The following is a 15,303-nucleotide window of genomic DNA, read 5'->3' as shown; positions in this document are numbered from 1 at the left end:
GTCAATCCCAAATTCATTGTTTCCAAATAGCTTACATGGCATATTGTGCGGAATGTCGCTGGCGGTGATGCGGTCGGGTTGACGACAGTCCGACACGGCACCTTTGCAACCGGGGATGGAAGCAGTCTTGAGCCTTTGGGAGTCTTATCGCATGCGGCTGCGGCGGAAACGCCGGATCCTGCGTGCCATGCGCAAGTCCCGCGAATTGTCAGCGGTTCAGGATCAGACCGATCAGATCCGGCCCGGTGACATACTGCTGGTGACAACCCTGCGCAATGAACAGATCCGGCTGCCATATTTCCTCGATTACTATCGCAAACTGGGCGTCAATCATTTCCTCGTCGTAGACAATGGATCGGTCGACGGCACGCGCGAATATCTGCAAGGCCAGCCCGATGTCTCGGTCTGGCACACAGTGGCCAGTTACAAGCGTGCCGGTTTCGGCATTGATTGGATGAACCATCTGAAACGTCGCTACGCCCATGGTCACTGGGTGCTGGTCGTCGACCCGGATGAGCTGTTCATCTACCCGTTCTGCGACAGTCGTCCGCTGCGGGCACTGACCGACTGGCTCGACAATTCTGCGATCCGTAGTTTCTCGGCCATGCTGATTGACGTCTATCCAAAAGGGAAACTGGATGCCGTTCCCTATCGCGCCGGACAGGATCCGCTCGAAATCGCCAATTGGTTCGACAGCGGCAACTACTCGATCAAGCGCAATCCGATCTATGGCAACCTGTGGATCCAGGGAGGGCCGCGGGCGCGTGTTTTTTTTGCCGATCAACCAAAGAAAGCACCGGCGCTGAACAAGATCCCGCTGGTGAAATGGGATCGCCGCTATACCTATGTCAGCTCGACCCATGCCTTGCTGCCACGCGGCCTCAATCAGGTCTATGAAACGGATGGTGGTGAAAAGGCCAGCGGCGCCTTGCTGCACACAAAATTCCTCCACACGTTTGTGACCAAGGCCGAGGAAGAGATGCTGCGTGAACAGCATTATGCGGGATCGGCCGAATACAAAGCCTACGCCAAGGCCGTAGAGGATCAGCCAGAACTCTGGTGCAAGTGGAGCGAGAAATACATCAATTGGCGCCAGCTGGAGATTCTTGGCCTGATGTCCAAGGGCAACTGGGCATGAGCACGGTTGGCATCGTCTTGCTGGTCCATACGGCACTGGACCGGGCCGAACAGGTCGCGCGCCATTGGGTCGCAGGCGGGTGCCCCGTTGTTCTGCACGTTGATAAGAAGGTCCCTCAGGCAACATATTCTGCCTTCAAGGCCGCATTTGCAGGTGATCCAATGGTGCGGTTCTCGCGGCGGCATCGCTGCGAATGGGGGACCTGGGGCATCGTCGCAGCCTCTCAATCCGCATCCGGGCTGATGCTGGCAAAATATCCCTCGGTGCGGCATGTGTTTCTTGCTTCGGGGTCCTGCCTGCCGCTGCGCCCGGTGTCTGACCTGGTGGACTATCTTGCCGCCCGGCCCCGCACCGACTTCATCGAAAGCGCGACCACTGCCGATGTGCCATGGATTGTCGGCGGGCTAGATGTGGAACGGTTCACGCTGCGCTTTCCCTTCTCGTGGAAGAAACGCCGATACCTTTTTGACAAATATGTCTCGCTTCAGCGCAAGCTGGGCATCAAGCGCAGGATCCCCGACGGGCTGGTGCCTCATATGGGCAGTCAGTGGTGGTGCCTGACGCGGCAGACACTCTCGGCGATTCTGGAAGACCCAGACCGGCCGCGCTACGACCGGTATTTTCGCAAGGTCTGGATCCCGGATGAGAGTTATTACCAAACCCTCGTTCGACTCTATTCCAGCAATATCGAAAGCCGGTCCCTGACCCTGTCCAAGTTCGATTTTCAGGGCAAGCCGCATAATTTCTACGACGACCATCTGCAACTGCTGCGTCGGTCCGACTGCTTTGTCGCGCGGAAAATCTGGCCTCATGCGGATCGGCTCTATTCGACGTTTTTGGGCGATCAGCCGGATCTGATGAAAACCTCGGAACCCAATCCGGGCAAGATAGACCGGATTTTCTCCAAGGCGGTTGAGCGGCGCACCCGCGGTCGTCCCGGCCTTTATATGCAAAGCCGCCTTCCGGCCAACGGGCTGGAGAATGGCATCACCTGCAACCCCTACTCGATGTTTCAGGGTTTTACAGAGCTGTTCGAGAATTTTGAGGAGTGGTTGACCCAGGTCACCGGCGCAAAGGTTCATGGGCATCTTTTTGCCCCCGAGCGAGTGGAATTTGCTGACCGCCAGACGCTGATGAACGGCGGTCTGAGCGACAGTGCCAAGCTACGGGATTATCATCCCAAGGGGTTTCTGACCAATCTGATCTGGAACACCCGTGGTGAACGGCAATGTTTCCAGTTTGGACCGCAGGACAATCAGAGTATCAATTGGCTGGTAGCGCGCGACCCCAATGCACAGGTTTCGGTGATTTCCGGTGCCTGGGCGGTGCCCCTGTTCCGGTCCAACAGAAATTTCTCCGACCTGCGACGTGAAGCGGCACGATTGCAGCAGATCGAGGCGAAACATATCGAAATTCTCCGCTCCAAATACGTAAAGGCGCGTGTGCGGATCTGGTCGATGGCCGAATTTGTCGAATCTCCGATGGAGCCCCTACAGACCATTCTGGATGAATTCGGTGCACAGGCGCAGCGCCATCTGACGACGGCGCCAACGATGGTGGATCTGGCGGGATTTGGTCAGTTTCTGCAAAATCTGAAGAACCAGGGGATGCACCCTTATCTGATGGGCGATTTCCCGGCGGAACAGGGGCCGTTGAACATGCCGAAGACGCCGCGCAAACCCTATTTGGTGCAATAGCGAACCATGACCCAAGACTTTGACTACTTTGTTGTGTTTGCGGAGATGCGGACCGGGTCCAATTTTCTCGAAGCCAATCTGAACGCGCTTGAGGGCGTCACCTGTCACGGCGAGGCCTTTAACCCCTATTTTATCGGCTATCCCAACCGCGAGACGACGCTGGGCTGGACACAAGCACAGCGCGACAGTGACGTTCTGGGATTTCTGTCGCAGATCCGCGACGCCGAGGGCGCGTTGAACGGTTTTCGCTACTTCCACGACCATGACCCGCGCGTTCTGGACGCGCTGCTTGACGATCCACGTTGTGCCAAAATCATCCTGACTCGGAACCCGGTAGACAGCTATGTCTCGCATAAGATCGCGCGCAGTACCGGCCAGTGGAAATTGACAAACGTGAAACGCCGCAAGGACGGGCTGGCGACGGTCGATGCGGAGGAATTTGCCCATCACGTTGCCGAGCTGCAGGGTTTTCAGCTTACATTGCTGAACCGGCTGCAAAGGTCTGGCCAGACAGCCTTTTATCTGGCCTATGAGGATCTTCAGGATCTGGAGGTGATCAACGGACTGGCAAAGTGGCTGGGTGTCGATGCCCGGCTGGCGCAGCTTGACGATAGTCTCAAACCGCAAAACCCCGCTGCGCTGGAAGAGAAGGTCGCCAATCCTTCGGAGCTTGACCGTGCGATGGCGCGGCTGGATCGTTTCAACCTCTCTCGGACCCCGAATTTCGAACCTCGGCGCGGCCCGGCAGTGCCTGATTACATCGCGGGGCAGCAGCTGCCGCTATTGTATCTGCCGATCAGCGGTGGTCCGACGGATGTCATACGCAGCTGGATGGCCGGGCAGGAACCAGACGGCGATGGCGCCTTGATTGAGGGGATGAACCAAAAACAGCTGCGGCAATGGAAGCGCGGCCATCCCGGGTTCCGCAGCCTCACCGTTCTGCGTCATCCGGCGGCCCGGCTGCATCATGTCTTTTGCACGCGCATTCTCGGGTCAGAGACAGGAACATTGCGCCAGATCCGTAATCTGCTGCGCAAACAGTTCAAGGTTCCGCTGCCCAAGGACCCTGCACATGGATCCTATACCCGCGAACAGCATCGAACGGCTTTTGCAAGTTTTGTCGAGGTGATTGGTGCCAATCTTTCAGGTCAGACCGGGTTTCGCACCGATGCCTGCTGGGCCACTCAGGCGCAGACAATTGCGGGGTTTTCAGCTGTACAATCGCCAGATCTGATCCTACGCGAAGAGGATCTGGCCACGACTTTGCCTGATCTTGCCCGGTGGCTTGGCCAATCCAAAGCCAGCGCCCCGGACGCACCCGGGGTCGACCAGCCGTATAGTCTTCAGGATATTTATGACGACACGCTGGAGGCACAGATCGCAACTGTCTACCAGCGCGATTACATATTGTTCGGGTTTGACGCCTGGGCGCGCTGACACGCCCGCCCGCACGTGTGCAACGTCAGGCCGCCTGAACCGACTGATCCTCGGTCAGGATGGTATGAAGCGTCGCCGGGTCAGGGTTGGCCCGCAGCTTGGTGCAAAAGCTCTGTTCACGAAGCGTGCGCGATACCAGTGCCAGCGCTTTGAGATGTTCAACGCCGGCATCCTCCGGTGCAAAGAGCGCGAAGGCGATATCAATCGGCTGGCGATCCACCGCACCAAATTCCAGCGGTGTCTCCAGCAGCAGGAATACACTGACAACCTTGTCCAGACCATCAAGGCGCGCGTGTGGCAGGGCAACACCGTGCCCCACACCGGTGGGGCCAAGGCTTTCGCGATCCAGCAAAGCCTCGACCGTTGGTTGCGCCGGGAGCCCGTAGGCGAGTTGAGCAACATCTGCAATTTCTTGAAACAGACGCTTCTTGCTGGATGCAGCGCCAAAGACACGTACGGCCTCAGGCTTCAGGATGTTAGAGATCTGCATACTTCAATAGCTCCGCTCAACTCACGTAAAACGCCGTGACAGGTTACGGATCGATCCACCCGATATTCCCGTCTTCACGACGATAGACGACGTTCAGGCCGTCCTTGCCTTCTTTGCGAAACACCAGAACCGGGGCGCCCGCCAGTTCCATTTGCATCACGGCCTCACCAACCGAAAGGGATGGAATTTGCGTTTCCATCTCGGCGACGATGATAGGCTGCAATGATTCTGGTTCAGACTCGGTGCCGGTGTCTTCAGAGGCGAGGATATAAGAGCTTGCGCCAAAGAGTTCAACCGGCTCGCTCCGATCACGGTGATGGTCCTTCAGCCGACGCTTGTAGCGACGCAGCTGCTTCTCCATCTTTTCGCAGCAATCCTCAAATGCGGCATAGATTTCAGTGGCATGCGCTTTTGCTTGCGCGGTCAGACCAGTGGACAGGTGCACGGTCGTTTCACAAACATATTCATGCGCAGACCGCGAGAAGACGACATTGGCGTCCGTCGGGCGTTCAGCATATTTCGCGACCGCCACGCCAAGCTCCGATTGCACATGGGACTGCAACGCTTCGCCAATGTCGATCTGTTTTCCGCTGATTTGGTAACGCATGTGATCTCCTTCACAAATAGACCCTCAAAACCCAGCTCGGGCCAAGCCCGGCTGCTCTCGCTTCAGTTCTGAAAGTGGGATTTAGGCAAGACAGTCGATTGCATTCGTCTGGGCCTTGTTAACAAGGCTGGAGCGAGGACAGCATCGGACTGCGGGTTTGCCATGAGTCAATTCGATGACAACCAGGCGAGAGAGTCAATGCAAATCGGCGTCAAACGGTTACCCATTTATGAGCAGGGGCGGGTTTCCACCTGTTCTCAAATGGTTGACGACGCGCTGCTGTTAACGGTGGGCGGCAAGGCGCAGACCGGGCATGTCACTGCGCAGCTGGACCGTGTCCGCAGGGATCAAGAGATCCGAAAATTGTCCCCGAGATAGACGCGGCGCACATTTTCGTTTTCGACCACTTCGGACGGTGTGCCGGACATCAGCACCTTGCCATCATGCAGGATATAGGCGCGGTCCACGATCTCCAGTGTTTCGCGGACATTGTGGTCGGTGATCAGCACGCCGATACCGCGTTTTTTCAGATCACCAACCAGATGGCGAATATCCCCGACCGAGATCGGGTCGACCCCGGCAAAAGGTTCATCAAGAAGCAGATATTTCGGATCCGCAGCCAGACAGCGGGCGATTTCGACGCGGCGACGCTCACCGCCAGACAGCGCCAGCGCCGGCGCCCGGCGCAGATGCTCAATCGAGAAGTCAGACAGCAGTTCTTCCAGACGCTCGCGGCGTTTGTGGGCGTGTTTCACCGCAATATCGAGCACGGAGGAGATATTATCTTCCACCGACAGGCCGCGAAAGATCGACATTTCCTGCGGCAGGTAGCCAATGCCCATGCGCGCGCGACGGTACATCGGCAGCGTGGTTGCATTCTGCCCATCGATGGTAACCGAGCCAGCCTCAGGGAATACCAGACCAGCAATCGCGTAGAAGCTGGTGGTTTTGCCTGAGCCGTTCGGCCCAAGCAGTGCAACGACCTCACCCCGGTCCAATGACATGGAGACGTCGCGGATGACGACCTTCTTGCTGTAGGATTTACGCAGCTTTTCGATGCGCAGACCTGAGCTGCCGTCGGTGACTGTCAATGCGGGCGCGGCCATCAGTCGCCGCCGCCGTTCAGAATGGTTTTCACCCGGCCAGACAGGCTGGCGGTGCCAGTAGTCAGATTCACAACAAGGCGATTGGACGTCAGCGTCCCGGTGGACTGACTGAGCAATACATTGCCCGTCATCACCACGGTTCCGGAGTCGATGGTGTATTCGGCTCTCTCCGCCTCTGCCGCGTCGGGACCGTTTACAAGGATGACATTGCCGGTGGCTTCCAGCCGTTCGACGCCTGTTTTGCCAGTTTCGTCCTGCTTGTAGATCACCAGAACGTTGTCGGCCGACAATCGCATAACACCCTGCACGATCACAACGTCGCCAACAAACCGAGCTGACCCGTCAGCCTGATTCACGTCCAATGTCTCTGCGGTGACTTCCACCGGTTGCGACGGATCAGCCTTGATCGAGCCGAATGCGATGGACGCGGACTGCGCCGACACCCCCGTTGAGAACAGGGCGACCGGCAGGCAGAACATCAATACACGCAGATACAACACAGGTTATCTTTCTGATTGTTGCGGGTCATATAGCAGCTTGACCCCTTTGTTGAAAACCATATGTACCGGCCCGCCCTCGGTTTTTGTGTCGATCTGCATGGCGCCTGCGGTCAGATCGCCCATCGCACCACTGGCCTGAACGGGTCCTGGGCTGTCCGCCTGCACACCATTGAGAGCGGCGTTTAATTCCTGCGTGATGACCCGCAAACCGTCGCTCGACAGGATTTCAACATCGCCGCGAAAGTTTGCCATATTCTTATCCGGGCGCAAGGCGCCTGTGTCCGAACTCAGCAGGAAGCGGCCGCCACTGGTCATCCTGATCTCGGCTTCGAGGTTCACTGCGGTTGCTGGCGCGTCTGGGCCACCCGGGCGAGCCAGGGCGGCGGTTACCATGATTTCATCACCCTGCGCGGTGGTTCCCGAAAAGAACGGCGCGGTGATCTGCTGTCCGCGGGTGCGATCCTTCAGATCTTCTTGGGCGAAGGGGATCACCGCATCTGTTTCGACGCCGCGCGAAATCAGGAACATGGTCGACATCAGCGCCAGGGCCATCAGCGGCAGCAAGACCTTCAGATAGGCCACAAGGCGGGAATAGCCATCCATGGTTCGCCGTCCCCCCCTCAGCCAAGCCCGACGCGCAGGCAATCGTGGATATGCAGCAGTCCGACAGCCTTTGCCGTCTCTGCATCGGGATCGACGACAAACAGGCAGGTAATCTTGCGGTCATTCATGATTGCGACGGCTTCTTCCGCAAGCGAGCCGGGAGCAATGGTGGTCGGGTTGTGAGTCATGACATCGGCGGCGGATTTTTCCAGCAGCCCGTCCATATGCCGCCGCAAATCGCCATCGGTTATGATGCCCTGCAGCACACCGCCCGCATCAGTGACACCAGCAACGCCAAATCCTTTCTGGCTGATTTCGATCAGCGCGTCGGGCATTGGGGTTTCGGTGCTGACCAGCGGCAAGGCCGCCCCGTCGTGCATCAGGTCGTCAACCTTCGACAGCCGTGCGCCCAGCTTGCCACCGGGGTGGAAGGCGCGGAAATTTTCGGGTCGGAAATCCCTGTGCTTCATCAGGGCGATGGCCAGCGCATCGCCCATCGCCAGAGTGAGCGTCGTCGAAATCGAGGGCACCATGCCAAAACCGCAAGCCTCGCCCATGGCGGGGATTTGCAGATGCACATCGGCCTCTTTCATCAGGGTGCTGTCCATCCGGCTGGACAGTCCGATCAGCGGGATGCCAAAGCGACGCGTGAACGAAAGCAGATTTGCCAGCTCAGGCGCTTCACCAGAGTTGGAAATCGCCAGCACCACATCACCTTTGGACAGCATGCCGAGGTCGCCGTGGCTGGCTTCGGCGGGGTGGACGAAATAAGCGGGCGTCCCGGTAGACGCCAGGGTCGCGGCGATCTTGTGCCCGATATGACCGGATTTACCGATACCGCTGACGATGATCCGCCCTTCGGCCTGAAGCACGAGGTCTACGGCCTCGGCAAAGCGTGCATCCAGACTGTCCGCCAGCGCATCCAGAGCACGGGCTTCGTCGGTGATCACCTGTCGCGCGGTGGCGAGGAATGTCTCTGCGCTGCTCATGAGTGTGCAAAGATATCGGTTTCGGGCCAGCCGGCGAGATCCAGCTTGGCACGCATCGGCAGAAAATCGAAACAGGCCTGCGCCATTTCGCTGCGACCTTCCCGATCCAGACGCTTGTCCAGCGCCGCGCGCAGCCGGTGCAGATACAGGACATCGGACGCGGCATAGTCGAGCTGCGCATCGGTCAGTTGCGGCGCCCCCCAGTCGCTCATCTGCTGTTGCTTGGAAATATCGACACCGATCAGGTCCTGAGTCAGGTTCTTCAACCCGTGGCGATCCGTGTAAGTGCGGACCAGGCGGCTGGCAATCTTGGTGCAATACACCGGTGCCGCCAGCACTCCAAACGCGTGATACATGGCCGCAATATCAAAGCGGCCGAAATGGAACAGTTTCAGCACGTTGGGATCCTTGAGCATCCGGCAGAGATTGGGGGCTTCGGACTGCCCCTTTGAGACCTGCACGATATGCGCGTTGCCGTCACCGCCTGACATCTGAATAACGCAAAGCCGGTCCCGATGCGGGTTGAGACCCATCGTCTCGCAGTCGATCGCAACGACTGGCCCGAGATCAAGCCCGTCGGGCAGGTCGTTCTGGTAAAGGTGATTGGCCAAGAGACGCGATCCTTTGTCTGGCAGGTACAACGGGTTTGGCCCCGAGATAGGGGTTTCGGCAGGCAAACTCAACTCTGGCACCGGCAATTGGCTCCGCTTTGGCGTGGAGCAGGTCCAATGCAACAGGGGGTCTGGCAGATATCTGCGGTCTTTTGATTGATCGCGGCTATAGATCGGCCACCGATATTAAGTCGGACGATCCTGCCGCGATGATCTTTTGCCGGTGGTGGTATGGTGCCGCTGAAGGGACTCGAACCCCCGACCCCATCATTACGAATTTTGGCGTCGAGTCGTTGCATGTGGCCGGACCAAGTCGCCACCAGTCGCATAACTCCCTACGATTGCTTGACTAATTCGGAGCAATCCTTTGGATACAGCCGCAGAGAGTTTCCGGTTGTTTGACGCACGCACCCTACTAATCCCCTACTAGCGCCAAAATTGGCACCCTACTAAAACCAACAGCCGCAGCACCGATGCAAGCTGCGCCCTCTTCTGTGCAATGGAAAGTCGACCTGTCCAAAGACATTCAGCGATCAGTATGCTTCGTAGCCCCACCATTTTGTTGTGGGTAAAGGCTTTTACACCTCTATAAATTGTGGTCGACAACCATTAGCATAACGCTATGAGCAACGAGCAAAACGCAACCCGAAAAATAGTCTTCATCTCGAAAGCGACGCCCGGCGACGATGCATTTGCGCTCTGGCTTGCACCTCGATTGGAAGCGGAGGGTTATGAAGTCTTTGCTGATATCTTGAAACTCAGACCGGGTGATGGGTGGCGACTAAAGATTACCAAAACGCTTCAAGACGAAGCCGTAAAAATGTTGCTTTGCTGTAGCGATACAACCCTTAACCGCGAAGGCGTCATTGAGGAAATTGAGATCGCCAAAGACTTGTCAAAGAGCTTATCTGACCCCAATTTCATCATTCCATTGAAAATGGAACGCTACAAAAAGCTGTTTGGAATTGGTGGGCTTCAATACATAGACTTCGAACGAGGTTGGGCAGAAGGGCTTACGCAACTACTCGCCTTTCTGGAAGAGGAAGACATCCCCAAGCTCCACACTCCTAATGTGAAGCTAAACTGGGCGAACTATCAACGCAGGAAGAGTGTGTCTCTCCAAGCTCGCCCTGAAATCCTCACATCGAACTGGTTGCGAGTAATGAGCGCCCCTGACCGCGTCAACTTTGTCGCTCCTGTCGGCAGCGTTGGAAAGCAAACTAAAGAGGCTATTGCTAACAACTCCGATTTTCCTGTTGTTCCATTTGGAGATGGCTATCTGACTTTTGCAGGCTCATTTGATTTTGAGCAGTCGTTCCCGAGAACAGGATCGTTTGAAATAGTTGGATCTGTGGGATTTTTGGATTTTCGTGATGTGGGTTGGCCTGAACAAGGAGTTGAACCTAGTGAAGCGAAGAAGGCTCTTATGAATTTGTTCCGTCAAGCATGGGAGTTGCACCTTGGAAGACAGCGATTCACAAAAACTGGTTTTGCAAATGGTTTAGCTTTCATTGTTGGCGATGAAAGAGCTCAAATCTCACAGCGCATTTCTTGGGGGCGGCAAGGAAAACGGCGAAACTCAATGTTACGTAATGTCGCGCGAAAAAAGGTATGGGAGTACGGCGTAAGCGCGCAACCAAGTTTCTTCCCATTCCCGCATTTTCGCCTGAAGGCGCGAGTTTTGTTTTCAGAAGCGAACGGGAAGGAGAAGGCTGCTGCGATTGAGGACGCCAAGGTTCAGCATCGCCTTCGCCGTTCAATTTGTAGTACATGGCGAAACAAAGCTTGGCATGGACGGTTAATGGCATTCATGGAGTTGTTGGCCGGTGAAAGCCCCTATGTGTCCCTCCCGGTTGGTATGGGACAGTTCATTGTGCTTGATGCAATGCCAATCCAGGCCACATCTCCTGTTTCGGCGCGTCAAAGAAACAAGCTCGGTGAGGATGGCGAAGAGAATGATCTTTCGACAATCGACGGCTTTTTTCCGGAGGATGACGCGTGATTGATTTTCCGGAAACATCCCTACAAGTCATTCATGTCAAAGAACCAGAGCTGGAATTCGGCTTGGGGCAGGTCTTGGACCACCCCAAAGATGGCCTATTCCTCTACGGTCCTGAGGGGAGGCTGTCGCGAAAGGAGGTGAAGCTTGGCGTCATCGGTACCTCCAACGGCATCTCTGACTTTAAAGACTGGTTATCCCGGTTAATGAAGGGCGTGGCCGTTCCGGCGCGCACAGAACGTGACAAAGACGTTCGGCTTCACTTGTCCGAATTTCCCGGTCTTGCTGAAGCGCTCAGTATCAAAGTCGATATTGAATCGCTGACCGAGTACACGCTTACGCTTGATGAAATTGACGAAGCGTCTTCAATTGAAAACGGTCATGAAGCCGTTGCGAAAACCGCAGATTTGTTCGTTGACATTATTGTCCGGCACCAGCGCGAGGAGGAGGAAACTGTCGATGTTTGGCTTATGGTGCTTCCAGAGATTGTTCACGAACGATGTAGGCCCGAAGCTATCAAGCGTCGTGCATCTGCAAGTCTGGTTCCTGGTGAATTCAGCAAGCGTCAAAAGAAACGTGAGGATCTGCCTCTATTTGCCGGGGATCCCACAATGACAGGTGAGGATATCTTTGATGATATTCCCGACTTTCATCGTCAAGTCAAAGCAAAACTCTTAACTATCGGAGAGGTTTGCCAACTGGTCCGAGAAACGACGTTAACACCTAGCAAATTCCTTAATCGCGCCGGAAATCCAATCCGCGGCGTTCAAGATGCTGCAACGATTTCGTGGAACTTGGCAACGGCAATTTACTACAAGAGTCAAGCCTCACCTCCATGGAAAATCGCAGGTATGAGAGAGGGGGTCTGCTATATTGGGCTGGTATTCAAACTGTTGCCGAACCATCGGGATAGTCACGCATGTTGTGCGGCTCAGATGTTCCTAAGTGAAGGGGATGGCGTGGTGTTTCGTGGGGCAAATGGACCTTGGATGACGGAAGACAAGGAGTTTCACCTTTCACAAGACGCAGCGAAAGGTCTGATAAACTCGGTTCTTGCTACCTATCGAGACAAGTTCGGCTCAAACCCAAAAGAGCTGTTCATTCACGGGAAGACCAAATTTAGCGCGGAGGAGTGGGAGGCGTTCTCCGAGGCGGCACCTGATGGAACAAACATCGTCGCTGTTCGAATTCGACCAACGCATGGAGAAGTCAAGCTCTTTCGGGAAGGCGACTATCCTTGTATTCGGGGCACTGCGATAGTCTTAGGGGAAAGCGACGCCTTTCTTTGGACTTCGGGTTATGTTCCGCGTATCGATACGTACATGGGGCCAGAAACACCCAACCCGATTTCAGTAACGGTATTGAAGTCGACAGGTGATCCACCAAAAATTGAAACAGTTCTTCAGGACATCATGAATCTGACCAAGATCAACTACAATGCTGCAAACTACAACGATGGTCTACCCGTCACGATCCGTTTCGCAGATAAGGTCGGTGATGTTCTAGTGATGGGCAGCGCTCAAGACGCGGAGAGGCAGCCCTTCAAGTTCTATATCTGAGCAACCAAGGGTTTCGGAATGGATTCGAACCGGTGAAGAACAAATCCACGCCGCCCGAATCGTTCCCCATAGGGGAGATCGGTCGGAATTGAATTGAGTTCTGAAAAGAAGGCCTAAGCAATTGTAAAGAAGCTAAATTTTTGATGATCAGCATCTAGGATTGCGAAGAAGAAGAACATACAATCCCCTCATAGCGGCATGGAGATCGATTTTGGCAGTGGAGCAGAAGACCGTCAGTTTGCGCGTGTCCACGCGCGGCGAGCTGGCTGAGTTCCTTGAGCGCGAAGGTAAAGACTGCGCGTATTCAAATAAGGTTATTTCTGGAATTATTGGAAAGCTGTGGAATTACAAAGAAGAAGGTGTTGAGCTTAGCCCTTCGATTGTATTTGCTGACGATATTGTTGCGTTCTCCAAAAAGCTTCCGGGCTTTTCGCGCTTAGTGATCGGCGACTGCGCCTCTAGTGAAGAAGCGGCTAAGAGAATTCTAAAGGACTGTGCACCATTAACAGGAGAAAGCAGTCTAATCTTTGTTGAGCGCTGCGGCCAAGGTGAAAATCTGGACTACGGTGTTTTCTCCTTTCTGCGCTCTCCAACGGCAATAGGGATTGAGGAAGCCCTTACCCTAGATGAAACTCAGTTTGCAGCTCTAATTAAAAAGTCATCCCCAACAACCATTCAAGTGTTAGGCTCTAAGGGCAACTCGGTGTCCATTTTGATGTCGACTGTCCGGGAAGATGACGACTCTGGTGCAGAAATATCCAGATTCATTGATGATGTAATTTCTGAGATCGATGCTGATACAGAAGGATTCAAGAAATACCTAACTAGGCTTCTGACAAGGGAGCTAACTGATTGCCACGGAACGATCTTATTGTGCGCATCAGATGATGTTCATGAAAAATCCGCCTGTATTGATGATTGTATTTCGTTAGATGAGAAAATTGATTTGTTCTGCCTTTTTGAAGCTTTCTGCAAATCCAACGATGCGGAATCGCTTCTTGAGCTTCAACGGGCTGAAGACCTACTAAATGGATTTCTGTCTTGCGATGGAATGATCACGTTTTCCCCGGAAGGAAAAATAATTTCTTACAGAGTATTCTACGAAGCGGGGGACAACGGGGAAGCACAGCAAGTAGTCGGAGGTGCTCGGAGGCGAGCATTTGCTGGCGTGACCTCGCTAAAATCGAATGAACTAAAATCAGCGCTTTTCAGGTCCCAAGACGGCACGACAGAGTACAAGGAGGTTTCCAATGAGCCAGTCTAATGTTGTTCCATGGCAACCGGTTGAAAACCTCGTCTCGTTGGACAAGGTGCTCGAGCCCAGTGTGATTATTGGGAAGGCAATAAATCTTCGGCCAAAAGAGCAAAAGCAGATTATCTCAAACTTCGAACTTGAGAATTATGAGATGGCCAGCAGCTACGTCTGGACGAAGTCAATGGCCTTGTTAAAAATGAACTTGGCCTCAATGGGAATGGACTTTATCGGCGAGCTCCTGCAAAGGCCCGATATCGATGCTGACTCTGATCCGTCTCAAGCTGTCTCAGATTTTGAGGCTATTGATCTCGCATTTGAACTTGGAGCCATAAACAAAACGCAGCGAATGCGGCTTCTTGTTTCTGCCGACGTTGTTAGTCATTTCGCCGGGTCGTTCGATGCAAACGATGATGGCGCTGACATGTTGCAGGAAGAGGCCCTTGGTTGCATTAAAGTTTGTGTGCAATCAGTCTTAGGTCTCGAAAAAGTTGAGGCCGCCCAAAGCTTCATCGATTTCCGAGAAAAACTTAGTTCAACAACACTAAGCAGCGACGCACCCGAAGTGCTTCAGTTGCTATCCTCTCCCTATTTTTTCAAAAAAACATGTGTCAGTATTCTTTTGAATATCCTGAAATCTGCGAAGGGTGCGGCTCTCGAAAATGGTAGTAGGAATACCGCATCTATAGTGCCATTAGTTTGGCCAGAACTAAAAGGGCCTGAAAAATGGCAGGTGGGGCAAGCCTATTCGGAGCTATTTAACGACGGTAAGAGTGCTGCAATAAAGACGCTCCATAGTGTTCTGGTCGCAACAAGCGGGTTTGACTATGTCCCCGAAAGCCTCCGCTCAAACAGCTTTACTAAAGCCGCCCATGCGGTTCTCACAGCTCATCAAGGTATGAATAACTTCTACAATGAACCCAAACCTATGAGGGAGTTGGCCGCGATGGGTTCCTCGATTCCCGGGCCAGCCTTTGCCAGTGTGATGACAGCCGTGCTGGCGGTAAAACTGGGTAACCGTTATGGGGTCTCTTGGGATGCTCAGCAATACGCAGACCAGATTTTAAACACTATGACTTCCGATCGATGGGCTTACTATTTGACGCAGCAGTTACCTCAAGACTCGGTTATTCTTTCGAAACTTACCAATTCGGAATGTGCCGAGCGATGGATCAATACGCTTGGAGACTCTGAAATCGAAGCGCCAAGTACCAACAGTAAACCGCTCGGTGCGTTGTTAGCCGCTTCGGTATCTGGCGATACGAAGAAGACACCTGTCATCATGAAAAATGCCACGTCGCTCCTAAGACAATGA

The 15,303-nt window shown here is 54.4% G+C and carries 14 protein-coding genes; 7 read left to right on the top strand and 7 right to left on the bottom strand.

Features of this window, described 5'->3' with window-relative positions; all coding sequences use genetic code 11:
• The first annotated feature begins 151 nt into the window (after positions 1-151).
• Genes VWY75_RS14250 through VWY75_RS14240 form a run of 3 tightly spaced genes read left to right on the top strand, consistent with a single transcriptional unit; the run spans position 152 to position 4,272 of the window.
• Positions 152-1,138: a glycosyltransferase family 2 protein gene (locus tag VWY75_RS14250; RefSeq protein WP_416534503.1), complete on the top strand. Its 987-nt coding sequence runs from the start codon at positions 152-154 to the stop codon at positions 1,136-1,138.
• Complete coding sequence (locus VWY75_RS14245) at positions 1,135-2,835, top strand: beta-1,6-N-acetylglucosaminyltransferase (protein WP_416538489.1); 1,701 nt, start codon at positions 1,135-1,137, stop codon at positions 2,833-2,835. The genes VWY75_RS14250 and VWY75_RS14245 overlap by 4 nt, the downstream gene beginning before the upstream one ends.
• A gap of 6 nt (positions 2,836-2,841) precedes the next feature.
• A complete protein-coding gene (locus tag VWY75_RS14240) occupies positions 2,842-4,272 on the top strand; it encodes a nodulation protein NodH (protein ID WP_416538488.1) in 1,431 nt (476 codons plus the stop codon).
• Positions 4,273-4,297: 25 nt separating this feature from the next.
• Here the strand turns inward: VWY75_RS14240 and VWY75_RS14235 are convergent, their stop codons facing one another.
• The 7 genes from VWY75_RS14235 to VWY75_RS14205 form a co-directional block, all read right to left on the bottom strand.
• The gene (locus VWY75_RS14235) at positions 4,298-4,762 is read right to left on the bottom strand and encodes a PTS sugar transporter subunit IIA (protein ID WP_340547073.1); all 465 of its coding nucleotides are present in this window, start codon (positions 4,760-4,762) and stop codon (positions 4,298-4,300) included.
• Between the two features lie 43 nt (positions 4,763-4,805).
• Positions 4,806-5,369, bottom strand: a complete 564-nt coding sequence (gene hpf / locus VWY75_RS14230; protein ID WP_416538487.1) for a ribosome hibernation-promoting factor, HPF/YfiA family — start codon at positions 5,367-5,369, stop codon at positions 4,806-4,808.
• A 347-nt stretch (positions 5,370-5,716) separates the two neighbouring features.
• Positions 5,717-6,475 carry an LPS export ABC transporter ATP-binding protein gene (gene lptB, locus VWY75_RS14225; protein ID WP_340547075.1) on the bottom strand — a complete coding sequence of 253 codons (759 nt, stop codon included), beginning with the start codon at positions 6,473-6,475 and terminating at the stop codon, positions 5,717-5,719.
• A complete protein-coding gene (locus tag VWY75_RS14220; protein WP_416538503.1) occupies positions 6,475-6,954 on the bottom strand; it encodes an LptA/OstA family protein in 480 nt (159 codons plus the stop codon). The genes lptB and VWY75_RS14220 overlap by 1 nt, the downstream gene beginning before the upstream one ends.
• Positions 6,955-6,978: 24 nt before the next feature.
• On the bottom strand, positions 6,979-7,578 hold the full coding sequence (gene lptC / locus VWY75_RS14215) for an LPS export ABC transporter periplasmic protein LptC (RefSeq protein WP_340547076.1): 600 nt from the start codon (positions 7,576-7,578) through the stop codon (positions 6,979-6,981).
• A gap of 17 nt (positions 7,579-7,595) precedes the next feature.
• The gene (locus VWY75_RS14210) at positions 7,596-8,567 is read right to left on the bottom strand and encodes a KpsF/GutQ family sugar-phosphate isomerase (protein WP_416538486.1); all 972 of its coding nucleotides are present in this window, start codon (positions 8,565-8,567) and stop codon (positions 7,596-7,598) included.
• On the bottom strand, positions 8,564-9,178 hold the full coding sequence (locus tag VWY75_RS14205; RefSeq protein ID WP_416538485.1) for a ribonuclease D: 615 nt from the start codon (positions 9,176-9,178) through the stop codon (positions 8,564-8,566). Before VWY75_RS14205 ends, VWY75_RS14210 begins: the two co-directional genes overlap by 4 nt.
• A 622-nt stretch (positions 9,179-9,800) precedes the next feature.
• On the opposite strand from VWY75_RS14205, the gene VWY75_RS14200 reads away from it, so the two are divergent.
• The 4 genes from VWY75_RS14200 to VWY75_RS14185 all read left to right on the top strand — a co-directional run bounded on the left by VWY75_RS14200 (position 9,801) and on the right by VWY75_RS14185 (position 15,303).
• Positions 9,801-11,180 carry a toll/interleukin-1 receptor domain-containing protein gene (locus VWY75_RS14200; RefSeq protein WP_416538484.1) on the top strand — a complete coding sequence of 460 codons (1,380 nt, stop codon included), beginning with the start codon at positions 9,801-9,803 and terminating at the stop codon, positions 11,178-11,180.
• Positions 11,177-12,736, top strand: coding sequence for an argonaute/piwi family protein (locus VWY75_RS14195; protein ID WP_416538483.1), 1,560 nt, complete (start codon positions 11,177-11,179; stop codon positions 12,734-12,736). The genes VWY75_RS14200 and VWY75_RS14195 overlap by 4 nt, the downstream gene beginning before the upstream one ends.
• A gap of 211 nt (positions 12,737-12,947) precedes the next feature.
• Positions 12,948-14,000: a hypothetical protein gene (locus tag VWY75_RS14190; protein WP_416538482.1), complete on the top strand. Its 1,053-nt coding sequence runs from the start codon at positions 12,948-12,950 to the stop codon at positions 13,998-14,000.
• A complete protein-coding gene (locus tag VWY75_RS14185; RefSeq protein ID WP_416538481.1) occupies positions 13,987-15,303 on the top strand; it encodes a hypothetical protein in 1,317 nt (438 codons plus the stop codon). Before VWY75_RS14190 ends, VWY75_RS14185 begins: the two co-directional genes overlap by 14 nt.

Source organism: Phaeobacter sp. JH20_08, assembly GCF_048056635.1.
Lineage (GTDB): Bacteria > Pseudomonadota > Alphaproteobacteria > Rhodobacterales > Rhodobacteraceae > Phaeobacter > Phaeobacter bryozoorum.
This window is presented reverse-complemented; position numbering and strand designations above follow the sequence as displayed.

Bases quoted from the DNA above. Each gene is read 5' to 3' on its own strand.
- VWY75_RS14250 (WP_416534503.1), top strand. From the start codon at position 152: ATGCGGCTGCGGCGGAAACGCCGGATCCTGCGTGCCATGCGCAAGTCC.
- VWY75_RS14245 (WP_416538489.1), top strand. From the start codon at position 1,135: ATGAGCACGGTTGGCATCGTCTTGCTGGTCCATACGGCACTGGACCGG.
- VWY75_RS14240 (WP_416538488.1), top strand. From the start codon at position 2,842: ATGACCCAAGACTTTGACTACTTTGTTGTGTTTGCGGAGATGCGGACC.
- VWY75_RS14235 (WP_340547073.1), bottom strand. From the start codon at position 4,762: ATGCAGATCTCTAACATCCTGAAGCCTGAGGCCGTACGTGTCTTTGGC.
- hpf (WP_416538487.1), bottom strand. From the start codon at position 5,369: ATGCGTTACCAAATCAGCGGAAAACAGATCGACATTGGCGAAGCGTTG.
- lptB (WP_340547075.1), bottom strand. From the start codon at position 6,475: ATGGCCGCGCCCGCATTGACAGTCACCGACGGCAGCTCAGGTCTGCGC.
- VWY75_RS14220 (WP_416538503.1), bottom strand. From the start codon at position 6,954: ATGTTCTGCCTGCCGGTCGCCCTGTTCTCAACGGGGGTGTCGGCGCAG.
- lptC (WP_340547076.1), bottom strand. From the start codon at position 7,578: ATGGATGGCTATTCCCGCCTTGTGGCCTATCTGAAGGTCTTGCTGCCG.
- VWY75_RS14210 (WP_416538486.1), bottom strand. From the start codon at position 8,567: ATGAGCAGCGCAGAGACATTCCTCGCCACCGCGCGACAGGTGATCACC.
- VWY75_RS14200 (WP_416538484.1), top strand. From the start codon at position 9,801: ATGAGCAACGAGCAAAACGCAACCCGAAAAATAGTCTTCATCTCGAAA.
- VWY75_RS14185 (WP_416538481.1), top strand. From the start codon at position 13,987: ATGAGCCAGTCTAATGTTGTTCCATGGCAACCGGTTGAAAACCTCGTC.